The sequence below is a fragment of the Nocardioides sp. SRI_004 genome (genome assembly GCF_057586415.1).
The window spans coordinates 113622-135435 of sequence record NZ_JBYCZV010000014.1 but is presented as its reverse complement, the minus strand read 5'-3'; the positions used below and the strand labels follow the sequence as shown (position 1 = coordinate 135435).

21 protein-coding genes and 2 tRNA genes are annotated in these 21814 nt (G+C 72.1%); 9 read left to right on the top strand and 14 right to left on the bottom strand.

The genetic code is table 11. The features are described from left to right. Positions 1 to 116 precede the first annotated feature (116 nt). From AC2YHB_RS18980 to AC2YHB_RS18970, 3 genes are read left to right on the top strand one after another with little or no spacing between them, the layout of a single operon-like run. Entirely contained in the window at positions 117 to 1331 is a 1215-nt protein-coding gene (locus AC2YHB_RS18980) for an acetyl-CoA C-acetyltransferase (protein WP_179650252.1), read from the top strand. A gap of 40 nt (positions 1332 to 1371) precedes the next feature. Continuing rightward, the gene (locus AC2YHB_RS18975) at positions 1372 to 1962 is read left to right on the top strand and encodes a GNAT family N-acetyltransferase (protein WP_036540836.1); all 591 of its coding nucleotides are present in this window, start codon (positions 1372 to 1374) and stop codon (positions 1960 to 1962) included. A gap of 9 nt (positions 1963 to 1971) precedes the next feature. Then, complete coding sequence (locus AC2YHB_RS18970; RefSeq protein WP_179650250.1) at positions 1972 to 2481, top strand: MarR family winged helix-turn-helix transcriptional regulator; 510 nt, start codon at positions 1972 to 1974, stop codon at positions 2479 to 2481. Positions 2482 to 2657: 176 nt separating this feature from the next. Here AC2YHB_RS18970 and ettA read toward each other — a convergent pair whose 3' ends face one another. The 5 genes from ettA to AC2YHB_RS18945 form a co-directional block, all read right to left on the bottom strand. After that, positions 2658 to 4340: an energy-dependent translational throttle protein EttA gene (gene ettA / locus AC2YHB_RS18965; RefSeq protein ID WP_179650248.1), complete on the bottom strand. Its 1683-nt coding sequence runs from the start codon at positions 4338 to 4340 to the stop codon at positions 2658 to 2660. A gap of 9 nt (positions 4341 to 4349) precedes the next feature. Then, positions 4350 to 4766, bottom strand: a complete 417-nt coding sequence (locus tag AC2YHB_RS18960; protein ID WP_179650246.1) for a single-stranded DNA-binding protein — start codon at positions 4764 to 4766, stop codon at positions 4350 to 4352. A 194-nt stretch (positions 4767 to 4960) separates the two neighbouring features. Then, complete coding sequence (locus AC2YHB_RS18955; protein WP_308645615.1) at positions 4961 to 6562, bottom strand: GTPase; 1602 nt, start codon at positions 6560 to 6562, stop codon at positions 4961 to 4963. Then, entirely contained in the window at positions 6559 to 8319 is a 1761-nt protein-coding gene (locus tag AC2YHB_RS18950) for a GTPase domain-containing protein (RefSeq protein ID WP_242530555.1), read from the bottom strand. The genes AC2YHB_RS18955 and AC2YHB_RS18950 overlap by 4 nt, the downstream gene beginning before the upstream one ends. Next, entirely contained in the window at positions 8316 to 9437 is a 1122-nt protein-coding gene (locus AC2YHB_RS18945) for a PrsW family intramembrane metalloprotease (protein WP_036540831.1), read from the bottom strand. The genes AC2YHB_RS18950 and AC2YHB_RS18945 overlap by 4 nt, the downstream gene beginning before the upstream one ends. Positions 9438 to 9510: 73 nt before the next feature. On the opposite strand from AC2YHB_RS18945, the gene AC2YHB_RS18940 reads away from it, so the two are divergent. Both AC2YHB_RS18940 and AC2YHB_RS18935 read left to right on the top strand, forming a co-directional pair. Next, positions 9511 to 10950 carry an aminopeptidase P family protein gene (locus AC2YHB_RS18940; protein WP_036540829.1) on the top strand — a complete coding sequence of 480 codons (1440 nt, stop codon included), beginning with the start codon at positions 9511 to 9513 and terminating at the stop codon, positions 10948 to 10950. A 116-nt stretch (positions 10951 to 11066) separates the two neighbouring features. Beyond that, complete coding sequence (locus tag AC2YHB_RS18935) at positions 11067 to 12413, top strand: NAD-dependent malic enzyme (RefSeq protein ID WP_179652398.1); 1347 nt, start codon at positions 11067 to 11069, stop codon at positions 12411 to 12413. A 30-nt stretch (positions 12414 to 12443) separates the two neighbouring features. Here the strand turns inward: AC2YHB_RS18935 and AC2YHB_RS18930 are convergent, their stop codons facing one another. Both AC2YHB_RS18930 and AC2YHB_RS18925 read right to left on the bottom strand, forming a co-directional pair. After that, entirely contained in the window at positions 12444 to 12584 is a 141-nt protein-coding gene (locus tag AC2YHB_RS18930) for a hypothetical protein (RefSeq protein ID WP_179650242.1), read from the bottom strand. Further along, positions 12581 to 13096 carry a DUF4396 domain-containing protein gene (locus AC2YHB_RS18925; RefSeq protein ID WP_179650240.1) on the bottom strand — a complete coding sequence of 172 codons (516 nt, stop codon included), beginning with the start codon at positions 13094 to 13096 and terminating at the stop codon, positions 12581 to 12583. Before AC2YHB_RS18925 ends, AC2YHB_RS18930 begins: the two co-directional genes overlap by 4 nt. Before the next feature lie 77 nt (positions 13097 to 13173). Here AC2YHB_RS18925 and AC2YHB_RS18920 point away from each other — a divergent pair. After that, positions 13174 to 13249, top strand: a tRNA-Arg gene (locus AC2YHB_RS18920). Positions 13250 to 13450: 201 nt separating this feature from the next. On the opposite strand, the gene AC2YHB_RS18915 is transcribed toward AC2YHB_RS18920, so the two are convergent. Genes AC2YHB_RS18915 through AC2YHB_RS18900 form a run of 4 tightly spaced genes read right to left on the bottom strand, consistent with a single transcriptional unit; the run spans position 13451 to position 16908 of the window. Then, a complete protein-coding gene (locus AC2YHB_RS18915) occupies positions 13451 to 14617 on the bottom strand; it encodes an acyl-CoA dehydrogenase family protein (protein WP_487354480.1) in 1167 nt (388 codons plus the stop codon). A gap of 3 nt (positions 14618 to 14620) precedes the next feature. Then, the gene (locus AC2YHB_RS18910; RefSeq protein ID WP_487354479.1) at positions 14621 to 15649 is read right to left on the bottom strand and encodes an adenosine deaminase; all 1029 of its coding nucleotides are present in this window, start codon (positions 15647 to 15649) and stop codon (positions 14621 to 14623) included. Positions 15650 to 15667: 18 nt separating this feature from the next. Beyond that, complete coding sequence (locus AC2YHB_RS18905) at positions 15668 to 16414, bottom strand: thioredoxin domain-containing protein (RefSeq protein WP_036540817.1); 747 nt, start codon at positions 16412 to 16414, stop codon at positions 15668 to 15670. Next, on the bottom strand, positions 16414 to 16908 hold the full coding sequence (locus AC2YHB_RS18900; protein ID WP_051931390.1) for a MauE/DoxX family redox-associated membrane protein: 495 nt from the start codon (positions 16906 to 16908) through the stop codon (positions 16414 to 16416). Before AC2YHB_RS18900 ends, AC2YHB_RS18905 begins: the two co-directional genes overlap by 1 nt. Before the next feature lie 83 nt (positions 16909 to 16991). On the opposite strand from AC2YHB_RS18900, the gene orn reads away from it, so the two are divergent. Both orn and AC2YHB_RS18890 read left to right on the top strand, forming a co-directional pair. Continuing rightward, positions 16992 to 17627 (top strand): oligoribonuclease, encoded by a 636-nt coding sequence (gene orn, locus AC2YHB_RS18895; protein ID WP_036540815.1) that lies wholly within the window; start codon positions 16992 to 16994, stop codon positions 17625 to 17627. A 48-nt stretch (positions 17628 to 17675) separates the two neighbouring features. Beyond that, positions 17676 to 17748, top strand: a tRNA-His gene (locus AC2YHB_RS18890). A 51-nt stretch (positions 17749 to 17799) separates the two neighbouring features. Here the strand turns inward: AC2YHB_RS18890 and AC2YHB_RS18885 are convergent. Next, positions 17800 to 17982, bottom strand: a complete 183-nt coding sequence (locus AC2YHB_RS18885; protein ID WP_036540813.1) for a hypothetical protein — start codon at positions 17980 to 17982, stop codon at positions 17800 to 17802. 91 nt (positions 17983 to 18073) lie between these two features. Between AC2YHB_RS18885 and AC2YHB_RS18880 the strand changes: the two genes are divergently transcribed. Then, positions 18074 to 18952, top strand: coding sequence for a helix-turn-helix domain-containing GNAT family N-acetyltransferase (locus tag AC2YHB_RS18880; protein WP_036540810.1), 879 nt, complete (start codon positions 18074 to 18076; stop codon positions 18950 to 18952). On the opposite strand, the gene AC2YHB_RS18875 is transcribed toward AC2YHB_RS18880, so the two are convergent. Both AC2YHB_RS18875 and AC2YHB_RS18870 read right to left on the bottom strand, forming a co-directional pair. Then, the gene (locus AC2YHB_RS18875; protein ID WP_036540805.1) at positions 18907 to 20805 is read right to left on the bottom strand and encodes a penicillin acylase family protein; all 1899 of its coding nucleotides are present in this window, start codon (positions 20803 to 20805) and stop codon (positions 18907 to 18909) included. The genes AC2YHB_RS18880 and AC2YHB_RS18875 overlap by 46 nt on opposite strands. A 37-nt stretch (positions 20806 to 20842) precedes the next feature. Then, complete coding sequence (locus tag AC2YHB_RS18870; RefSeq protein WP_036540803.1) at positions 20843 to 21796, bottom strand: pirin family protein; 954 nt, start codon at positions 21794 to 21796, stop codon at positions 20843 to 20845. Positions 21797 to 21814: the final 18 nt, after the last annotated feature.

Below are 21814 nucleotides of genomic sequence, written 5' to 3'. Positions count from 1 at the left end.
GGGTGACCACGTCCCGTCAGGCGGGAGTGTGGCGTCCGCCACGACTGCAACCTGTTCCAATGCACTCCTACTAGTCTGTGCTGGTTCCGACTACCACCGCTCACCGAGGAGTGCCCATGCCCGAGGCCGTCATTGTTTCCGCCGCCCGTACCCCGATCGGCCGCGCGAACAAGGGCTCGTTGAAGGACTTCCGCCCCGACGACCTCACCGCGTTCATCGCGCAGGCCGCCCTCGACAAGGTCCCCGCGCTCGACCCGAAGGACGTCGACGACTTCTACCTCGGCGTCGGCCTGCCCGGTGGCGAGGCCGGCAACAACATGGCGCGGATCGTCACCACCCTGATGGGCACCGAGATCCCCGGCGCGACCATCACCCGCTACTGCTCCTCGTCGGTGCAGACCTCGCGGATGGCCTTCCACGCGATCAAGGCGGGCGAGGGCGATGTGTTCATCTCCGCCGGTGTCGAGACCGTCTCGCGCTTCCAGTTCGGTACGTCGGACCACATCCCGAACACCAAGAACCCCCTCTTCGCCGACGCCCAGGTGCGCACCGAGGAGTACGCCCAGGGCCGCAAGGTCTGGCACGACCCGCGCGAGGACGGCCTGCTCCCCGACATCTACATCGCGATGGGCCAGACGGCCGAGAACGTCGCGAGCATCCGCGGCCTCAAGCGCGAGGACCTCGACCACTTCGGCGTCCGCTCGCAGAACCTCGCCGAGAAGGCCATCGCGGACGGCTTCTGGGAGCGCGAGATCACCCCGGTGACCCTCGCCGACGGCACGGTCGTCAGCAAGGACGACGGCCCGCGCGCCGGCGTCACCTACGAGGCCCTCTCCGAGCTGCAGCCGGTCTTCCGCCCCGACGGCGTGGTCACCGCCGGCAACTGCTGCGCCCTCAACGACGGCGCCGCCGCGGTCGTGATCATGTCCGACACGAAGGCCGCCGAGCTGGGCCTGACCCCGCTCGCCCGGATCGTGTCGACCGGCGTCTCCGGCCTCTCCCCCGAGATCATGGGCCTCGGCCCGGTCGAGGCGACCCGCAACGCGCTCAAGCACGCCGGCATGTCGATCGACGACATCGACCTCGCCGAGATCAACGAGGCCTTCGCCGCGCAGGTGCTGCCCTCCGCCGAGGACCTCGGCATCCCGATCGAGAAGCTCAACGTCAACGGCGGCGCGATCGCCGTCGGTCACCCGTTCGGCATGACCGGCGCCCGCCTGCAGAACACGCTGATCAACTCGCTGCAGTGGCACGACAAGTCCACCGGCCTGATCACCATGTGTGTCGGTGGCGGCCAGGGCATGGCGATGATCCTGGAGCGCATGTCCTGACCGGACCAGCCTGTCGGCGGCGGGCCGTACCTTTCGGTGCATGAGCATCGAGGTGCGGCCCGCCGCCGTTTTCGAGGACGTGAAGGCGCTCGTCGGCCCGAAGAGCCCCGACGCCAGCGTGTGCTGGTGCCTGAGCTACCGGATCCCCTCGAAGGTCAACAACACGATGCGCGGCCAGGAGCGCGGCGCGTTCGTGGCGAAGCTGCTCGAGGACGGTCCCCTCGGCGTGCTGGCCTACGACGGTGACGTGCCGGTCGGCTGGGCCGCCGTCGCGCCGCGGTCCGACACGACGTTCGCGCGCAACCGCAAGATCCCGCACGTGGACGACCTGCCGGTGTGGTCGGTCTGGTGCATCCGGGTCCGGCCGGGGCACCGCGGCCAGGGGATCTCCCACCGGCTGGTCGAGGGCGCGATCGAGTTCGCGCGTGACGGCGGCGCACCGGTCCTCGAGGCCTACCCGCTCGACAACGGCTCCGCGAAGGTCGACCTGACGATGGCCTACGCCGGCCTGCGCGCCACCTTCGAGGCGGCGGGCTTCGAGCACGCCGCCGACACCACGTCCGTGCTCAGCGGCCACCCGCGGGTCGTGATGCGCAAGGACCTCCGTCCGCGACGCACAGCGAAGTCATAGAATGCCCCGATGAGCGAGGAGCGTGTCGCAGCCGTGGCCCACCGCCTCGAGCCGCGGTGGCTCGACCGGGACCAGCAGCGGACCTGGCGAGCCTTCCTGCTCGGGACGACGCTGCTCCTCGATCGGCTCGACGAGGACCTCCGTCGCGACCACGGCCTGTCGGCCGTCGAGTACGAGATCCTCGTCCGCCTCTCCGAGGCCGACGGCCAGCTGCGCATGGCCCAGCTCGCCGCGGCGCTGGCGCACAGCCGTAGTCGGGTGACCCACACGGTGAAGCGGATGGAGGGAAGCGGGCTGGTGCGGCGCACCGGCTCCCTCGACGACGGACGCGGGGTCGTCTGCCGGCTCACCGATGACGGCTACGCCATGCTGCGCACGGCGGCGCCGAGCCACGTCGAGACCGTGCGCCAGTCACTCATCGACCTCGTGGCGCCCGAGGACCTCGACGCGCTCGGCCGCGTCATGGACGCGGTCTGCGACCGGTTGATCGACGCCCACCCGGAGCGCGAGCTGAGGTAGCCCGCGCCCGGGGCGGACCCGGGTGACACACTCGCGCACCCGCTCGAGGACTGTCGGCTTGCCGCCAGTCCACGGCTTGACCTACGGAACGCGACTGCGGTGCGGCAGCGCGGCGGGAGCGCAGCGACGGCAGCTTGCTGCCCCCGCCGGAGCGTAGACGCGCTCGTGCCAGACAACTAGTCGCGGGTGAGGCGGCGGTGCGTGACGCGGTGCGGACGGGCGGCCTCGAGGCCGAGGCGCTCGATCTTGTTCTCCTCGTACGACGCGAAGTTGCCCTCGAACCAGAACCACTCGCCCTCGTTCTCCTCCGTGCCCTCCCAGGCGAGGATGTGGGTGGCGATCCGGTCGAGGAACCAGCGGTCGTGGGAGGTGACCACGGCACAGCCCGGGAAGTCGAGCAGCGCGTCCTCGAGCGAGGACAGGGTCTCGACGTCGAGGTCGTTGGTCGGCTCGTCGAGCAGCAGCATGTTGCCGCCCTGCTTGAGCGTGAGGGCCAGGTTGAGGCGGTTGCGCTCACCACCGGAGAGCACGCCGGCCTTCTTCTGCTGGTCCGGGCCCTTGAAGCCGAACGACGCGACGTAGGCGCGGCTGTTCATCTCGAAGTTGGCGACCTTGATGAAGTCCAGGCCGTCGGAGACGACCTCCCAGACGTTCTTGTTCGGGTCGATGCCGCCACGGCTCTGGTCGACATAGGAGATCTTCACGGTCTGGCCGACGGTCAGCTTGCCGGAGTCGGGCTCCTCGCCGCCGGTGATCATCCGGAAGAGGGTGGTCTTGCCGACGCCGTTGGGGCCGACGACGCCGACGATGCCGGCCCGCGGCAGCGTGAAGGAGATGTCGTTCCAGAGGATCCGGTCCTCGAAGCCCTTGGTGAGGTGCTCGGCCTCGAGGACGATGTCACCCAGGCGCGGACCCGGCGGGATGTTGATGTCGGCCGCGTCGATCTTGCGGGCCTTGTCGGCCTCGGCCGCCAGCTCCTCGTAGCGGGCCAGACGCGACTTGGACTTGGTCTGGCGCGCCTTGGCGTTGGAGCGCACCCACTCCAGCTCCTTCTCGAGCATCTTGGCGCGCTTGGCGTCCTTGGCGCCCTCGACCTTGAGGCGCTCCTTCTTGGTCTCGAGGTACGTCGAGTAGTTGCCCTCGTAGCCGTGGATCGAGCCACGGTCGACCTCGGCGATCCACTCGGCGACGTTGTCGAGGAAGTAGCGGTCGTGGGTGACGGCCAGGACGGCACCCGGGTAGGACTTCAGGTGGCCCTCGAGCCACTGCACGGACTCGGCGTCCAGGTGGTTGGTGGGCTCGTCGAGGAGCAGCAGGTCGGGCTGCTGGAGGAGGAGCTTGCACAGCGCGACGCGGCGACGCTCACCACCGGACAGGTTGTCGACGAGGGCGTCGGAGGGCGGGCAGCGCAGGGCGTCCATCGCCTGCTCGAGGCGGCTGTCGAGGTCCCAGGCGTTGATGTTGTCGAGCTCGGTCTGCAGCTCGCCGGTCTCGGCCATCAGGGCGTCCTGGTCGGCGTCGGGGTCGCCCATCTCCATGTAGGCGTCCTCGAGGCGCTTCATCTTCGCCTTGGTGTCGGCGACGGCCTCCTCGACGTTCTCCAGGACCGTCTTGCCCTCGGTCAGCGGCGGCTCCTGCTGGAGCATGCCGACCGTGGCATCGGGGTCGCGGACGATGTCGCCGTTGTTGGGCTGGTCGAGCCCGGCCATCAGCTTGAGCAGCGACGACTTGCCCATGCCGTTCGGTCCGACGACGCCGATCTTGGCGCCGTGGAGGAACGACAGCGTCACGTTGTCGAGGACGACCTTGTCGCCATGGGCCTTGCGAACGTTGCGCAGGGAGAGGACGTATTCAGCCACCTGCCAAGCCTACGCAGCAGCAGGCGCACCTCCTTGGCCGGGGTCGGCAGCCGGCACGCCGGCGGAGGGGGCCTTCGTGAACGACGCCGTGCCGCGGGTCAGGTCGTGGCCGACCGTGAACGCCTCGATCTCCATCGCCAGGACCTCGACACCGCTCTTGTTGACGTACGTGCGGTGGTTGAGCCGTCCGTGCACGACGACGGCGTCGCCCTGCTTGAGCGAGGTCCCGGCGTGCGTCGCGAGGCGGCGCCAGCCGCTCACGCCGTACCACTGTGTCGGGCCGTCGACCCAGCTGTTGGATCCGCGGTGGAAGTGACGCGGCGTGCAGCCGACCCGGAAGTTGATCACCGGCACGCCGCCCACCTCGCGCACCATCGGGATGCCGGCGACCCACCCCTGCACCGTCACGATCGTCTCGTTGGCCATCTCGGAGCTCCTGATCTCTCGGTCCGGCCACCCGTGTGGCCGGTCGAGGGGACAGTCCACTCCCCGGGTACGACGCACGTCGCCCCCGCCGCCGCGGCCTGTGGAGGAACCACCGCACGGTGCCGGGTTGTGGATGCACGACGGCCCCTGCTGGGTCAGCAGGGGCCGTCGTGGCGGTCGAGCGGGGCGCGCGGCTAGGGACGCGCGGCCGCGATCCCGCGGCGGAAGCTCGCGTAGGCGGCGACCTCGCGGTTCACCGGCTGCACCACATCGGCATCGACGACCTCGTGCACCACGGCGCGGAGCCGCTCGTCGGCGGACTCGGCACGCCCGCGGGCCAGGCCGCCGACCAGGCTGCGCCCGACGATCGCGAGCACGATCCCGAGCACGAGGCCGGCGACGCCGACGACCGCCGGCAGCGGGAACCCGGCGACCTGCTGGAGGTCGTCCGTCGTACCGCGGACGGCGGCGTAGCCCCACCAGCCGAGGCCGCCGACGGCGGCCAGCAGCAGGAGCCAGTGCAGCAGCCGGACCAGGTTGAGCCAGAACGGGAGCCGGACGCCGAGGTCGACCTTGCCGAGCTCGCGGTCGAGGCGGTCGCCCACCTCGGCCAGGTGCCCGGTCGCGGCGGCGCGCACGTGCGGGGCCCAGCCCTCGCCCACGCCGTCACCGGCCTCGTCGGCGAGCCCGCGGACGGCGGTGTCGACGCTCGCCCGGTCGAGCGGGGCGATCCGCGGATCGGCGTCGATCCCCTCGCCGTCACCGCCGCCGCGGCCGAGGAGCAGCAGCGGCGGCCAGGTCACCGCGCCGCGGGCCCGGCTGCCGAGGGTTCGCTCGATGCCGTCGACGACCGCCGAGACGCCGGCCGCGTCGGCCACCGCCTCCTCGAGCTCATCGAAGCGCTTCGCGGGCAGCTCCCGCACCGGGGCGGAGCCGGCGGCCGCCTCGAGGCGACCGGCGGCCGCGGCGATGTCGGCCTCGACCCGGGCGGTCGTGCTGCGCTTGTCCTGAACCCGGCGCTGGATCTCGGCGCGGAGCTCGGCCATGCCGATGCCCTCCTTGGCCGAGATGCCGAGCACCTGCACGTCCGGCAGGCCGTCCTCGGCGAGCAGGCGGCGGACGTCGTCGACCATGGTCTGGCGTCGCTCCGGCGGCACCGTGTCGATGTGGTTGAGCGCCACCAGCATGACGCCCTGGTGGGTCGCCATCGGCTTGAAGTAGCGGTCGTGCACGGCGGCGTCGGCGTACTTCTGCGGGTCCAGGATCCACACCATGAGGTCGGCGACGGCGATGAGCCGGTCGACCTCGAGGTGGTGGGAGACCTCGGTCGAGTCGTGGTCGGGCAGGTCCAGCAGGACGACGCCGTCGAACGAGCTGTCCTCGCGCCGGGTGTCGAGCATCGAGTCCCGCATGGTCTGGTGGCGCGGCGGGATGCCGATCCAGTCGAGGAGCTCCTCGGCGCCCTGGCTCCCCCAGACGACGGCCGTCGCCCACGAGGTCGTCGGGCGGCGGATGCCCACCGACGACAGCTCGAGGCCGGTGAGCGCGTTGTACGTCGACGACTTGCCCGACCCCGTCGCGCCCGCGATCGCGACCACGGTGTGGCGGGCGGACAGCTTCAGCCGGCCGGTGGCCCGGTCCGCGGCGGCCGCGACCTCGTCGAGCAGCTCGTCGGGCACCCGGCCCCGCGCCGCCAGCACGGCGTCGCCGAGGCCGTCGACCCGCTCACCGATGGGCGTGCCGCGCGTGGCGAGGTCGCCCAGTCCGGTCGCCTCCGTCTCGAGACCATCCGTCACAGGTGTCCACCCGTTCCCTTCTTCGCCGCGGCGAACCGCAGGTCGTCCACGCGCCGCGCCGCCTGGCGCAGCTGGTCGGCCGCATCGGGCTTCAGCTCCCACTGCGCCGCGGGCGCGAGGTAGCGGGCCCGCTCGGCACCCATCAGGGTCGTCAGCCGGCGCGCGAGCGTGCCGCGGGCCTGGTCGACCACCCGGCCCGCCGCGCCCGCACCGAGGATCGTGTCCAGCAGCGAGCGGCCCAGCCGGACCGACTCGGCGGCCTGGCCCTGCGGCTCGTCACCGGCGAGGGCGACGACCGCCAGCGCGACGGAGAGTCCCCGCACGCCGAGGGCGAGGAAGCGGGCGCTGTGCCGCGCGTCGCCGGCCTCGTGACGGACGAACTCCTGGAGCTCGTCGAGCCAGCCGCGCACCTCCTGCGTCGCCCGGTTGCGCAGGCCGCGGCCGGCGCGGGTCAGGTCGTCGTCGGTCGAGGCGAGCAGCGCGGCGCCGTACTCCTCGGCACGCCACTCCCCCGCAGCCTTCTCGGCGGCCCGCTCGGCGTGGTCGACGACGAGTGCCTCGACGGCCATCTCGATCGAGACCGCGACGCGCTCGGCCTGCTGGGGCTTGCCCTTGATCGCGTTGACGAGCCGCTCGCGCACGAAGCCGACCTTGGCCTCCAGGGAGCGCACCAGTTCGCCGCTGCCCACGAACTCCTGCCAGCGGGCGAGCAGGTCGCCGCGCAGGAGGGTGCCGTCCGAGCCGGCCGCGACGAGCCCGGCCTGCGCGTCGTCGTAGACCTTGTCGGCGGCGGCGAGCAGGTCGCCGACGGCGGCGACCTGGAGGCCGGCGGCGTCGGCGATCGGGAACGCCTTGCGGGTGACCGTGCGCACCGCGCCGGCGACCGTCTGGTTGACGACCTCGCGCCGGGCGGCGGCGTCGGCGGCGAGCGCCTCGAGCCAGCCCCGGATCTCCGCCGCGTACGACGTCGGCAGGAGCCCCTCGTCGCTGACGACGCCCTGCGCCACCGCGAACAGCGGGCTGTCCTTGAGGCCGCGCGCGGCCATCATCCGGGCGAGGTGCACGGACACGGTCGCGACGTCGTCGGCCGGGGTGCGGCTCAGGACGAGCGCGACCGCGGTGTTGCGGTCGACCGCGACCTTGAGGTGGTCCCACGGCACCTGGTCGGAGTAGCGGGCCGCCGAGGTGACGAAGAGCCAGAGGTCGGCGGCGGCGAGCAGCTGGGCGGCGAGCTCACGGTTGCGCTCGTCGACGGAGTCGACGTCGGGCGCGTCGAGGATCGCCAGGCCGCGCGGCACCTGCGGGCTCGCGACGAGCTGGATCGCGGACTGGTCGTCGGTCGCCTGCTGCACCCGGGCCAGCTCCGGCAGGAGGCGGTCGGCGCCGAACCAGCGGGCGTCGTCGGGGTGGTGCACCAGGACGGGCGACTTGGTGGTCGGCCGCAGCAGGCCGGGCGTGGTGACCTTGTGGCCGACGAGGGTGTTGACCAGCGTCGACTTGCCGGCGCCGGTCGAGCCGCCGACGACGACGAGCATCGGCGCCTCGATCTCGGTGAGCCGCGGGATGACGTAGTCCTCGAGCTGCTCGATGACGTGGTCGCGGCCGATGCGCAGCGCGCTCACGCCGGGGAGGTCGAGGGGCAGGGGCGCGGCCTTGAGCGCGCCGTGCAGGCGCACGACCTCGGTCAGCATGCGGCCGTCGTCGGGGCCCACGCCGGGGAGGTCGGCACCTGTCGGTGCCTGGTGTCCGGGGGTCATCGCTGGGGTACCACCTGTCCGGGGAACGCGATCCGAGGCCGAGCCGCCTGGATGCGACCGAGAAAGTCCTGGCCACGCGCCTGCCAGTCACGCGGTGCGGTGCCGCGCAGCAGGCGGTGGTGCAGGAAGCCGAGCTCGATGGCCGCCTGCTGGTAGTCGCGCATCGCGCGCTCGGCGGCCGGGCCGCCGTCGCGGCGTGCGTGTCGGCGGGCCTCGCGGCGGGCCCGCAGGTCCACCACCCATCCGATGTCGGTCGCGGGGAGCAGTCCGCGCCCGGCGGCGTCGGTGAGCGCCATGCGCAGCACGTGCGCCTCGGTCTCCCTCGCCCACCAGGCCAGGGCGACCACGCCGATGAAGGCCGGGAGCATGATCACCGCGTAGACGACCACGAAGCCGCCGAAGCCGTAGACCGAGGAGCCGTTCCAGAGGCCGTGGGCGAGCACGGCGGCGAGGTACCCGCCGACCGGGGCCAGCACACGGACCGACCGGCTGCGCGAGCCCACGGCGATGCCGATCCCGATGCCGGTGAAGGCGGTGAAGAGCGGGTGCGCGAACGGGCTGAACAGGCAGCGCAGCACGAAGGTCCCGGTGACCGCCCCGAAGCCGCCCGGGCCCATCCCGTCGGTGCCGTTCCAGGCCGCCGCCAGGTAGAGGATGTTCTCGGTGAAGGCGAAGCCGACGCCGACCATCCCGGCGTAGACGATCCCGTCGAGGATCCCGTCGACCTCGGCGCGCCGCCACCACAGCAGCAGGAGCAGGAAGAGGCCCTTGCTGGCCTCCTCGACCACCGGCGCCGCGAGGGCGAGGGACGCGGTGTCGGTGAAGGTGACGAACAGACCGCCGACACCCTGGATGACGATGGCCGCCATGGTGGCCACGAAGGCGCCCCACGCCAGGCCCGCGACGAGCAGGATCCGCGGCTCGGGCTCGTACCGGTCGAGCCAGAGGTACGCCGCCAGCACCGGGCCGACCGGCAGTGCGGCGAGGGCGGTGGCGAGCAGGGTCGTGCCGGGCGCTCCGGAGAGGGCGAGGACCATCAGGGTCAGCAGGGCCCCGACAGTGACCGCCACGGTCACGACGACCGTGAAGGCAACACTGTTGCGAGGGCCCATTGACATGGGCGGAAGCCTATCGGGAGGCGTCCGTCAACCCCTGATCGGCAAAGTCCGGACGCGGCGTACAGTGAGAAAGGTGACCGAGGACACCCCCCAGAGCACCCCTTCCGCGCCGGCCGAGCAGCTCAAGACCGAGCAGCACGACCCGGCGGTCCCCGAGGCCTACGCCGCCTTCATGCGCACCGGCTGGGACGACCGGCCGACCGAGGTCGAGCGCCACCCGCTGGCCGACCTGTCCGTCGACCGCAGGCGCCGTCTCGCCGAGGCCTTCCCGGGCGAGCGTCTCGTGCTGCCGGGCGGCGGCTACAAGGTGCGTGCCTACGACACCGACTACCGCTTCCGCCCCGACACCGCCCACACCTGGCTGTGCGGCAACCAGACCTCCGACGCGGTGCTGGTCGTCGAGCCGGACGGCTCGTCCGTCCTCTACGCGCGCCCGCGCGCGGGGCGCGAGAGCGACGAGTTCTTCCGTGACCGGCAGTACGGCGCCCTGTGGGCCGGCAAGCGCCCGTCGGCCGACGAGCTGTCGGCCGCCCTCGGCATCGAGGTGCGCCACGTCGACGAGCTCCCCGGCGCCCTGGGCAGCGGCACGAAGACCCGCGTCCACCGCGGCGTCTCTCCCGTGGTCGACGGCCTGGTCGCCGCCGACGAGGGACGCGACACCGAGCTCGCGCGGGTCCTCTCGGAGCTCCGCCTGGTCAAGGACGACTGGGAGGTCGGGCAGCTGCAGGCGGCGATCGACGCCACGACGCTCGGCTTCGAGGACAGTGTCCGCGAGTGGGACCGGGTCCTCGAGCACGGTGAGCGCTGGCTCGAGGGCACCTTCTTCCGCAGGGCGCGGGCGATGGGCAACGACATCGGCTACGACTCGATCGTCGCCAACGGCTCCCACGCGACGACCCTGCACTGGATCGAGAACTCCGGCGCCGTCGTACCGGGCGACCTGATCCTGCTCGACATGGGCGTCGAGAACCCCAACCTCTACACGGCCGACATCACCCGGACGCTGCCGGTGAGCGGCACGTTCACCACCCTCCAGCGCGACCTCTACACCCTGGTGCTGCAGGCACAGGACGCCGCGATCGCGGCGCTGCGCCCGGGCGCGAAGTTCCTCGCCGGTCACGATGCGGCGATGGTCGTGCTCGCCAACGGGCTCGCCGACCTCGGCCTGCTGCCCGTGCCCGTCGAGGAGGCCCTGTCGCCCGACTCGAAGGTCTACGCCCGCTGGACCCTCCACGGCGTCAGCCACATGCTCGGCATGGACGTGCACGACTGCGGCCACGCGGCGCCCGAGGCCTACCGCGACGCGGACCTGGTCGAGGGGATGGTGCTCACCGTCGAGCCGGGCCTCTACTTCCAGGCCGACGACCTGCTCGTCCCCGAGGAGCTGCGCGGCACCGGCATCCGGATCGAGGACGACGTGGTCGTCACCGCCGACGGGGTCGCGAACCTCTCCGCCGCTCTCCCCCGCACGCCGGACGCCATCGAGGAGTGGATGGGCGCGCTGCGCGGGTGACCCGCCCGTGAACACTATGAGCACTACGTTGCGGTGACTTCCGAGTAACCCTCCCGAGGGTCAACACTCGACCCGTGCCCAAGAAGACCGCCACCGCTTCGTCGTACTCCATCACCATGCGCCTCCACACGACCGTCGACCACGGCGTCGTGGGCGAGGTCGCGACCGCCATCGCGGGAGCGGGCGGCATGGTGACGGCGATCGACGTCGCGGAGTCGAGCAGCAACCGGCTCACGGTCGACGTCACCTGCTCGGCGGCGGACGCGGAGCACGCGGCCGAGCTGCAGACCGCGGTCGCCGCGGTCGAGGGCGTGGAAGTGCACAAGGTCTCCGACCGGACCTTCCTGATCCACCTCGGCGGCAAGATCGAGGTGGCCTCGAAGGTCCCGCTGAAGACGCGTGACGACATGTCGCTCGCCTACACGCCGGGCGTGGGGCGGGTCTCGATGGCGATCCACGAGAACCCCGACGACGTGCGGCGCCTGACGATCAAGGGCAACACGGTCGCCGTCGTGACCGACGGCTCGGCGGTCCTGGGCCTCGGCAACATCGGCCCCGGCGCGGCGCTGCCGGTGATGGAGGGCAAGGCGGCGCTGTTCAAGCGCTTCGGCGAGATCGATGCGTGGCCGATCTGCCTCGACACCCAGGACACCGACGAGATCGTGCGCGCGGTCGAGCTGATCGCGCCCGGCTTCGGCGGCATCAACCTCGAGGACATCGCCGCGCCGCGCTGCTTCGAGATCGAGGCCCGCCTGCGCGAGAGCCTCGACATCCCGGTCTTCCACGACGACCAGCACGGTACGGCGATCGTGGTGCTCGCCGCGCTCACCAACGCGCTGCGCGTGGTGAAGAAGGAGATCGGGACCGCCCGGGTCGTGGTCTCGGGCGCGGGCGCCGCCGGTACGGCGATCGTCAAGCTGCTGCTGGCCGCCGGCGTGCAGGACGTCGTGGTCGTCGACCGCAACGGCGCGCTGGTCGCCGGTGACGCCGGCCTGTCGGCCGCCCACCGGGAGCTCGCCTCGCTGACCAACAAGGACGGTCGCAGCGGCGGCCTGCAGGACGTCCTCGTCGGCGCCGACGTCTTCATCGGCGTCAGCGCGCCCGGCATCCTCAAGCCCGAGTGGATCTCGACCATGGCGGACGACCCGGTCGTGTTCGCGCTGGCGAACCCCGATCCCGAGGTCGACCCCGCGCAGGCTGCCAAGTACGCCGCCGTCGTCGCCTCGGGCCGCTCGGACTTCCCCAACCAGATCAACAACGTGCTCGCGTTCCCCGGCGTCTTCCGTGGCCTGCTCGACGCCCGCGCGCACGAGGTCACCGTCGAGATGTGCCTGCGGGCCGCCGACGCGATCGCCCACGTGGTGCGCGACGACGAGCTCAACGCGAGCTTCATCATGCCGTCGGTGTTCCACCCCGAGGTGCACCACGCGGTGGCCGCCGCCATCGCCCACAAGCCGGAGTGACGGGGGTCCGCGCCCGCTGCGGCGCGGGGCTCAGCGCACGCTGACGACGGCGGGTCGGTCCACGCCGTGGGCCGGCTCCGCGTCGTCGTCCTCCAGGGAGGCTGCGGTCGACACGACGAGCCCGCCGAGCAGGAAGCCGATCACGCCGGCGGCGAGGGTGTTGACGTTCATCCGTGGTGCTCCGTTCCGTGGGGCGCGTGACCCTCGTGCGAGGCGTGGTCAGCGCCGTCGTGGCCGTCGTGGCCACCGTGGTGGGCGTGGTGCAGGGCGTGGCCCTTGCCGCGGTCGATGAGGTACCGGTTGACGGGGAAGGCCGCGACGAACGCCGCCGAGAGGGCGATGATCATGCCGATCCAGAACACCGGGTCGACCAGGCCCGCCTCCATCGCGCCGGGGATCGCGGCCATCACCGCGTTGTCGACGACCTCCATCACGATGATCGAGATCGTGTCGGCCGCCAGGACGAGCCGCAGCGCCCGCCCGAAGGACATGCCCGCGCCGACCAGCGGCAGCGACGACAGCAGGTAGCCGAACACGAAGGCCAGCCCCACCGCCAGGACGATCGTCTGCCCGCTGGACAGCCCGACCGCCGTACCGATCATCAGGCCGGCGATCTCACCGATGGCGCAGCCGGTCAGGCAGTGCAGGGTCGCGCTGGCTGCGATGGCGTTGCGTGGGTTCATGACTCGGGAACATATACCCCCCATGGGTATATTCCAAGATGCTCGTCCGAGCGGACGGGCGATACCCTCAGGCCACGGCCCCCGTGGCGCAATGGATAGCGCAGCGGATTTCTACTCCGAGGGTTGCGGGTTCGACTCCTGCCGGGGGCGCCATCGCGCAGTCGGGTGGGTGAGAGTGGTCCATCGGTCACGCTCACCCGCCCGACTCGCGATCGTGGCGGTCCGCAGCTGATTCGTCCGGGTGTCACCCGGACGACGGCGCGCCTCCCCCGGCCCGTCACCTCGGCGTCGTACAAAGGAGATGGCCCCGCGGGAGGTATGAGCCTCGCGGGGCTGACGCCTTCCCGGGGGCCCTCAGCGGAAGGCGGCCTCGCCGGTCAGGGCCCGGCCGATGACGAGCTGGTGCACCTCGCTGGTGCCCTCGTAGGTCAGCACGGACTCCAGGTTGTTGGCGTGGCGCATGATCGGGTACTCCAGCGTGATGCCCGCGGCGCCGAGGATGGTGCGGCACTCGCGAGCGATCGCGATGGCCTCGCGGACGTTGTTGAGCTTGCCGAGGCTGACCTGGTCGGGATGCAGCCTGCCGGCGTCCTTGAGCCGGCCCAGGTGCAGGGCCAGCAGCATGCCCTTGCCGAGCTCGAGGCTCATGTCGGCCAGCTTCGCCTGCGTGAGCTGGTACGACGCCAGCGGCTTGTCGAAGATCTCCCGCTCGCGTGCGTAGGAGATCGCCACCTCGAGGCAGTCGCGGGCGGCACCGAGCGCCCCGAACACGATGCCGAAGCGGGCCTCGCTCAGGCAGGAGAGCGGTCCGCGCAGGCCACGCACCTCCGGGAACACCGCCGAGCCGGGCAGGCGGACCGAGTCCAGGACCAGCTCGGAGGTCACCGACGCGCGCAGCGACATCTTCTTCTTGATCTCGGGCGCACTGAAGCCCGGCGTGTCGGTCGGCACGACGAACCCCCGGATGCCCTCGTCGGTCTGCGCCCACACGACGGCGACGTCGGCGACGGAGCCGTTGGTGATCCACATCTTGTTGCCGGTCAGCACCCAGCCGTCGCCGTCGCGAACCGCGCGGGTGCGCATGCCCGCGGGGTTGGAGCCGAAGTCGGGCTCGGTCAGGCCGAAGCAGCCGATCGCCTCGCCGGCGGCCATCCGCGGCAGCCACTCCTCCTTCTGCTCGTCGGACCCCCACTTCCAGATCGCGTACATCGCGAGCGAGCCCTGGACCGAGACCAGCGAGCGCACGCCGGAGTCGGCGGCCTCGAGTTCGAGGCAGGCCAGGCCGTAGGCGGTGGCGCTGGTGCCGGCGCAGCCGTAGCCCTCGAGGTGCATGCCGAGCAGGCCCAGCCCGCCGAGCTCACGGGCCAGGTCGCGGGCGGGGATCGACGCCGACTCGTACCAGTCGGCGAGGTGCGGGCGCGCCTTCGCCTCGACGAAGGACCGCACGGTGTCGCGGATCGCGATCTCCTCCTCCGACAGGAGGGAGTCGATGCTGAAGAGCTCGAAGGGTGACTGCTGCACGGCTCAGACCCCCGCCCCGACGTACCCGTCGATCTCGCCGACCAGCCGGGCCCTCACGTCGTCGGGAGCGAAGGACGCACCGACCCCGGCCCGGGCGAGCTCGGCCACGCCGGCCTCGTCGAGGCCGAGGAGGTCGGCCGCGATCTCGTACTCCCGGTTGAGGGTGGTCCCGAACATCGGCGGGTCGTCGGAGTTGATCGTCACCACGACGCCGGCCTCCACGAACACCGGCAGCGGGTGCTCGGCGAGCGAGGCCACGGCACGGGTGGCGACATTGGACGACGGGCAGACCTCCAGGGGGATTCGGTTCTCGGCGAGGCAGGCCAGCAGCGCGGGGTCCGCGGCCGCCGACGTGCCGTGACCGATCCGCTCGGCGCCGAGGTCGCGCAGCGAGGTCCAGATGGTCTCGGGCCCGGTCGTCTCGCCGGCGTGCGGGACCGAGTGCAGGCCGGCCGCGCGGGCCGCGGCGAAGTGCGGGACGAACTGCCCGCGCGGCACGCCGATCTCGGGACCGCCGAGGCCGAAGGCGACCAGCCCCTCGGGCGCGTGGTCGAGCGCGAAGCGCAGCGTCGCGTCGGCTGCCGGGAGGCCCGACTCCCCCGGGATGTCGTAGATCCAGCGCAGCACCAGGCCGAAGTCGCGCTCGGCCGCGACCCGGGCGTCCTCGATCGCCTCCGTGTAGGCCTCGATCGGCATGCCCCGGTCCGGGTCGTCGGGCAGGACCGACGTGTACGGCGTGCAGGTGAGCTCGGCGTACCGGACGGCCTGGCCCTCAGCGAGCTCGCGGCCGATCTCGTAGGTCAGGTAGCGCACGTCCTCCGGAGTGCGGACCAGGTCGACGACCGCGAGGTAGACCTCGATGAAGTGGGCGAAGTCGCGGAACGCGAAGAAGTCCTTCAGCAGGGCGGGGTCCGAGGGAACCGTGCCCGGGTGGCGCTCGGCGAGCTCGGAGACGATGCGCGGCGAGGCCGAGCCGACGTGGTGGACATGGAGCTCGGCCTTGGGCAGGCCGGCGATGAAGGAACTCAGCACGGACCCACCCTAGGACCGTCAGTCGAGGGCCGCGATCAGGTTCTCGGCGAGGTCGTCGACCGTGCGTCCGTCGTCGAACACCTTGCCGTTGAGCAGGATCGTCGGCGTGCTGGAGACGCCGGCCTTCTGCGCCTCGGCGGTCGCCTCGGTCACCCAGCCCTCGTTGCTGACGTTGCGGATCGCGTCCGCGACGTCGGCCTCCTTCGCCCCCGCCTCCACGGCGAGGTCGACCAGGTCGTCGTTGGTCACGGCGCCCGGGTCCTTCTCGGAGGGCTGGTTCTCGTAGAGCAGGTCGTGGAACTTCTTGGCCACCTCCGGGCCGGACTTCTCGAGCACCACGGAGAAGGCGCTCGCGGCCCGGATCGGGTAGTCACCGAGCTGGCTGAGCAGGTCGAAGGGCCGGTACTCCACCTGGACCTTGTCGTCCGCGGCCAGCTCGGCGAGGTCGTCGCGCGTGCGCTTCTCCAGCTCACCGCAGTAGGGGCAGAGGAAGTCCTCGTAGATGACGACCTTGTTGGGCGCGTCGTCCGGGCCGATCGTCACGCCGTAGTCGCTGCGGCCGCTGGCGGCGTCCTCGAGCTTCTTGTCGTTCTCGTTCTTCTTCACCAGGCTGAAGGCGACCGAGCCGCCGATGATGATGACCATCGCGAGCACGACGCCACCGATGGTGAGGATCCGGCGCCGGGCCTCCCGCTTCGCCTGCGCGGCCCGCTCCGCGGCCGCCTTCTGCGCGCGCGCGGTGGCCTTCGAGTTGTCGGACGCCATCAGTTCCCATCTCCTTCAGCAGCGCCGGTGGCGCGTGGTTCGAACAGTACGGAATCGAGGGCGAGCCGGGTTCGTCGTACCCACACCACGAGGACGGACGCCGCCAGCAGGGCCGCGTCGCGCGCGATCTCCCACGGGTACGCCGAGGACGCGCCCGGGTCGGCGCCGCCACCGCCGAAGCAGCCGCAGTCGATCTCGATCCCCCGCGCCCACACCGACGCGATGCCGATGATGAACGCCGCGAACAGCAGCGCGGACAGCACCGCCGCGCCGCGGGTGAACACGCCCACCACGAGCGCGAGACCGATGACGACCTCGATGCCCGGCAGCGCCAGCCCGACCGCCTCCGCGAGCGACGACGGCAGCAGCTGGTAGGCGCGGACCGCGTTGATGCTCGCGTCCGGCTCGGTGATCTTGAGCGCGCCCGCGACGAGCCACACACCTCCGGTCACCAGCCGGGCGAGCAGGCCCACCCAGGCCAGTGTTCCGTTCACGCGGCCGAGAGTAGTGGCCGCCTCTGAGCGGGACCTGAGAGCACGCGCACGGCCGTCGGCGAGCAGGCGTAGGGTGCACCATCGTGAACGAACGACTGGTCTGGATCGACTGCGAGATGACGGGGCTCGACCTCCGCAACGACGCCCTCATCGAGATCGCGGCCCTGGTGACCGACTTCGACCTCAACGTCCTCGGCGACGGCGTCGACGTCATCATCAAGCCCCCCGCCGAGGCGCTCGACCAGATGATCGACTTCGTCCGGAACATGCACGAGACCTCGGGCCTGCTCGCCGAGCTGGAGAAGGGCGTGACCCTCCGCGAGGCCGAGGAGCAGGTGATGGCCTACCTGCGCGAGCACTGCGCTCCCGACAGCCGGCCCGCGCTCGCCGGCAACTCGGTCGCCACCGACCGCGGCTTCGTCGCGCGCGACATGGCCGAGCTCGACGGCTTCCTCCACTACCGCATCGTCGACGTCTCCTCGATCAAGGAGCTGTCCAAGCGCTGGTTCCCGCGGGCGTACTTCAACGCCCCCACCAAGCGGGGCAACCACCGCGCGCTCGCCGACATCCAGGAGAGCATCGAGGAGCTGCGCTACTACCGCGACACCGTCTTCGTCCCGCTCCCCGGCCCGGACAGTGATGCGGCCAAGGAGGCCGCGGCCCGCCACGGCGGCTCGATCACCGGGCTCGGCGCGACACATCCCGACACCGATTCCTGATTCGGAGCGGACTGCGTCTACACTCTTGCCCGGCCCTTCGGGGTCATGGTGGGTATAGCTCAGCTGGTAGAGCGCTGCGTTGTGGTCGCAGATGTCGCGGGTTCAAGTCCCGTTACTCACCCCGAGACAGATCGGCCGGGCTCCTCGGAGCCCGGCCGATCTGCATTCGTCCTCAGAGTCCCTGTCCGCCGCGGATGCGGCGCTCGAGCCCGCTGTTGTCGTGCTCGACGGCCCGGCCCAGGTCGCGGTGGCGCGACGCACTGTCGCCACGGATGACCGCACGGCGACGGCGGTCGTAGAGGAACCCGGCCGCCAGGACGACGACGAGTGCGAGGGCGACGTACAACCAGACCATGACGGGCTCCAGTCTTCCGAGACGAGGGAGCACCACACTACGCCGCCGAGCGACGTTGCACCTCGCAACATTGTCTGACTAAGGTCAGAGAATGCTCACGGAGGTCCTGCGCCGCTTCAACCGCACCTACACGCAGCGCATCGGCGTGCTCGACGAGTCCTTCCTCGGCTCCGGCCGCCCCCTCGCCGTGTCGCGGCTGCTGTTCGAGATCGGCAGCACCGGACCGGTCGGGGTGCGCGACCTGCGCGAGCTCCTCGACCTCGACTCGGGCCACCTCTCGCGGATGCTGCGCCGGCTCGAGGACGACGGCCTGGTCGCCACCGTCGTCGACGACGCCGACCGGCGGCGCCGGCTGGTCGAGCTCACGCCGGCCGGGCGCCAGGCGTACGACGACCTGGAGCGTCGCTCCGAGGAGCGCGCCGGCTCGCTGGTCGCTCCCCTGACCCCTCGCCAGCAGGAGCGGCTCGCCGGGGCGCTGGCCACGGCGGACCTGCTGGTGCGGGCGGCCACGGTCCGCCTCCGCGAGGTCGCCAGCGACGACCCGGCCGCACGCGAGGCGACCCGGCGCTACTTCGCCGAGCTGGACGAGCGCTTCCCGGGCGGGTTCGACCCCGGCGGGCCGGACACGCCGGAGCCCGGGGCGACGTACGTCATCGCGACCTCCGACGGGGCGCCGGTGGCCTACGGCGGCATCCGGCCGCTGCCGGCGGCCGGCGACGGCACGGCCGAGATCAAGCGGATGTGGGTCGACGGCGACTGGCGAGGCGCCGGCCTCGGGTCGCGGATGCTGCGCCACCTCGAAGACCTCGCTCGGGCGCAGGGCTACGTGCGGGTCGTGCTCGACACCAACGGGACCCTGCTCGAGGCGATCGCGATGTACGAGCGCGCGGGCTACGACCGGGTCGAGCGCTACAACGACAACCCCTACGCGGAGGCGTTCTTCGCGAAGGCGCTGTCCTCGACCAGCTGATCCCAGTCGGTCACGATCGGCAGGAGCCGGCCCTCGAGCCACGGACGCAGCTGGTCGGCGTGGTGCGGCCCGGGCAGGCCTGACGCACCGGTCGGCACGACCCATCCACCGGCGCCGCGGTCGGCCAGGTCCCAGACGTAGCGGGCGACCGCGCCGCGGGTCGCCGCGTCGGTGATGCCCGGCCACGAGCCCATCGTGCGGACAGCGTCCTGGTCACCGGAGACCGGCAGGAGCGGGATCCCCGCGTCGAAGCCGGCCTCGGCGAGCGCATGGGTCGGCTGCGCGACATGGGTCTCGCCCCAACTCGCCGGGAGATCGGCGCCGGCGATGTCGTCGAGCGCGGCGCGGGCCAGGGCCGGCAGGTCGATCCCGAACGGCGCTCGCCCGGCCAGCGCCTCGGCGGCGAGGGTCGGCAGGGCCAGGCCGAGGTGCACCACGGGATCCATCGACCAGGCGAAGAGCGGGCCGTGGTCGTGCGCCGGCCCGGGAGCGAGGAGGCCGGCGAGGGCCGGCTCGGCGGCGAGGCGTCGTACCAGCGCGGAACGCCAGGCCGCGAAGCGCGCGGCAGGCGCGGAGTCCGCCGCCATCACGCCGTCGAAGTCGTCGAACGCGCCGGGCACGAGCCGGGACAGGAGGCCGACGGTCGGGAGCAGGGCGTCGTCGTGGATCGCCGCGAAGTCCTCCGCGGTGAGCCCGACCCGATCGCCCAGCAGGGCGCGGATCCGCTCGGCGCGGTACGGCGGGGAGAACGACGAGCCCACCGCGGCGCTCTCCGGGCCGCGGCGCTCGTTGGCCGTGACGAGGACGCCGTCGGGGCCGGCGTCGGCACGGTTCGGCTCGCCGAGCCAGCCGACCCACTCCCCGGCGTCGTCGCGGACCGGGACCCGGCCGGCGATCCGGTAGCGCAGCGCACCGCCGCGGTCGGCGATCACGAGGTTGTTGACCGGCTCGACCCAGTGGTCGAAGGCGCGGTCGACGTCGTCCACGGTGCGGGCCCGCAGCAGCGGCAGGAGCGCGTCGAACCCGAGCGCGCCGAGCACCCAGGACGCCGTCCGCACCGAGAGCCCGTTGCCGAGCGGCAGTCCCGAGCCGTCCTCGACGACGTCCTGGTAGTCCGCACAGGCGTTGGTGATCGCCCACGCCACCTCGCTCGCGTGCGCGAAGTGCTGGACGCCCGGCACGCCGACGAAGGTGTAGCCGAGGACGTCGAAGCTGTCGTCCGGGTCCTCGCACACGAGGCGCACCTGCTGGTAGACCCCCGGCTGCTCGAGGTTGCGGTGCGGGTCGCCCCCGATCAGCGGGAAGCCCGAGGCGGTGCGCCCTCCCCCGGCGACCCAGGCGTTGCTGCCGGCGGCCTGCGGACCCTCGTGGCTCAGCAGGCGGGCGTCGTCGCCGAGCACCTCACGCGCCAGGCGGTCCCACAGCTGCGAGCCGATCGTCCCGAAGAGCACCTGCTGGGCGAGGAAGGTGGCCATCGGGGTCCACGGCTCCCACTCCCCCGGCACCTGGCCCAGGTGGGCGAGCTCGGGCACCGCCGCCGGGCCGGACGCGGCGAGGCCGGCGTTGACGCCGGCGGCGTACGCACGCGTGAAGGCCTGCGTCTCGGGCGTGCAGCCGTCGTACGCGCGCCGCGCGGTCTCCTCCAGGCGCGCCCCGCGTGCGAAGGCGTCCCACGCCTCCGCCACCTCGCCGCCGACGACCGCCGCCGTCCCGCCCGTCGCCCGCAGGCGCAGCCACTCCAGCTGCCAGGCGCGGTCGTGGGCGGTGACCCGGCCCTGGCCGTGCGCCAGGTCGGTCACCGAGTCCGCACGCAGGTGCGGCACGCCGTACGCGTCACGGAACAGCCGGGCCATGGCCCGACCCTACGAGCCCGCGGCCCGGCCCCCGGCGTCAGCCGCCGATCGGCAGGCCGAAGCGACCCTTCTGGAAGTCCTCGTAGGCGGCCATGACCTCGGCCTTGGTGTTCATCACGAACGGCCCGGCCCACGCGATCGGCTCACGGATCGGCTGGCCGCCCACGACGATCACGTCCAGCTTGGGCGAGCGGCTCTCCTGCCGCTCGTCGGCCGTGATCGTGACGTAGTCACCCGCGCCGAGCACCGCGGTCTGGCCCATCCGCACCGGCTGCGCGTCCGTGGCACCGACCGTGCCGGAGCCGTTGAGGACGTAGACCAGGGCGTTGTAGTCGACCTGCCACGGCAGGTCGAGGCGGGCGCCGGGCTCGATCGTCGCGTGCACCAGCGACATCGGGCTGTACGTCGACCCGGGGCCGTCGTGCCCGTCGACGCTGCCGGCGATGACCCGGACCAGCGAGCCGGCGTCGTCGCTCGTCAGCAGCGCGACCTCACCGGAGCGGATGTCCTGGTAGCGGGGATCGTTCATCTTGTCGGACTTCGGGAGGTTGACCCACAGCTGGATGCCGTGGAAGAGCCCGCCCTGCTGGACCAGCCACTCCGGCGGCGTCTCGATGTGCAGCAGGCCACTGCCGGCGGTCATCCACTGGGTGTCGCCGTTGGTGATCGTGCCGCCACCGCCGTGGCTGTCCTGGTGCTCGAAGACGCCGTCGATGATGTAGGTGACGGTCTCGAAGCCCCGGTGCGGGTGCCACGGGGTCCCCTTGGGCTCACCGGGCGCGTATTCCACCTCGCCCATCTGGTCCATCATGATGAACGGGTCGAGGTGCTTCATGTCGATGCCGGCGAACGCGCGCCGCACCGGGAAGCCCTCCCCCTCGTAGCCCTGCGGAGCGGTGGTCACCTGCCAGACCGGGCGCGGCTGGTCACCCAGGCCGGGCGTCTTCAGGCGCGGCAGGACGGTGAGGTCGTCAACGGTGATCGCGGGCATGGGATCCACCTCCGTGGT

Coding starts and splice junctions, on each gene's coding strand:
- AC2YHB_RS18905 (WP_036540817.1), bottom strand. CDS start 16,414: ATGGCGTCCGACAACTCGAAGGCCACCGCGCGCGCGCAGAAGGCGGCC.
- AC2YHB_RS18950 (WP_242530555.1), bottom strand. CDS start 8,319: ATGACCCCCGGACACCAGGCACCGACAGGTGCCGACCTCCCCGGCGTG.
- AC2YHB_RS18925 (WP_179650240.1), bottom strand. CDS start 13,096: ATGAACCCACGCAACGCCATCGCAGCCAGCGCGACCCTGCACTGCCTG.
- AC2YHB_RS18980 (WP_179650252.1), top strand. CDS start 117: ATGCCCGAGGCCGTCATTGTTTCCGCCGCCCGTACCCCGATCGGCCGC.
- AC2YHB_RS18945 (WP_036540831.1), bottom strand. CDS start 9,437: ATGTCAATGGGCCCTCGCAACAGTGTTGCCTTCACGGTCGTCGTGACC.
- AC2YHB_RS18885 (WP_036540813.1), bottom strand. CDS start 17,982: ATGGTCTGGTTGTACGTCGCCCTCGCACTCGTCGTCGTCCTGGCGGCC.
- AC2YHB_RS18935 (WP_179652398.1), top strand. CDS start 11,067: ATGCGCCTCCACACGACCGTCGACCACGGCGTCGTGGGCGAGGTCGCG.
- AC2YHB_RS18875 (WP_036540805.1), bottom strand. CDS start 20,805: ATGGCCCGGCTGTTCCGTGACGCGTACGGCGTGCCGCACCTGCGTGCG.
- AC2YHB_RS18970 (WP_179650250.1), top strand. CDS start 1,972: ATGAGCGAGGAGCGTGTCGCAGCCGTGGCCCACCGCCTCGAGCCGCGG.
- AC2YHB_RS18930 (WP_179650242.1), bottom strand. CDS start 12,584: ATGAACGTCAACACCCTCGCCGCCGGCGTGATCGGCTTCCTGCTCGGC.
- AC2YHB_RS18960 (WP_179650246.1), bottom strand. CDS start 4,766: ATGGCCAACGAGACGATCGTGACGGTGCAGGGGTGGGTCGCCGGCATC.
- AC2YHB_RS18870 (WP_036540803.1), bottom strand. CDS start 21,796: ATGCCCGCGATCACCGTTGACGACCTCACCGTCCTGCCGCGCCTGAAG.
- AC2YHB_RS18975 (WP_036540836.1), top strand. CDS start 1,372: ATGAGCATCGAGGTGCGGCCCGCCGCCGTTTTCGAGGACGTGAAGGCG.
- AC2YHB_RS18880 (WP_036540810.1), top strand. CDS start 18,074: ATGCTCACGGAGGTCCTGCGCCGCTTCAACCGCACCTACACGCAGCGC.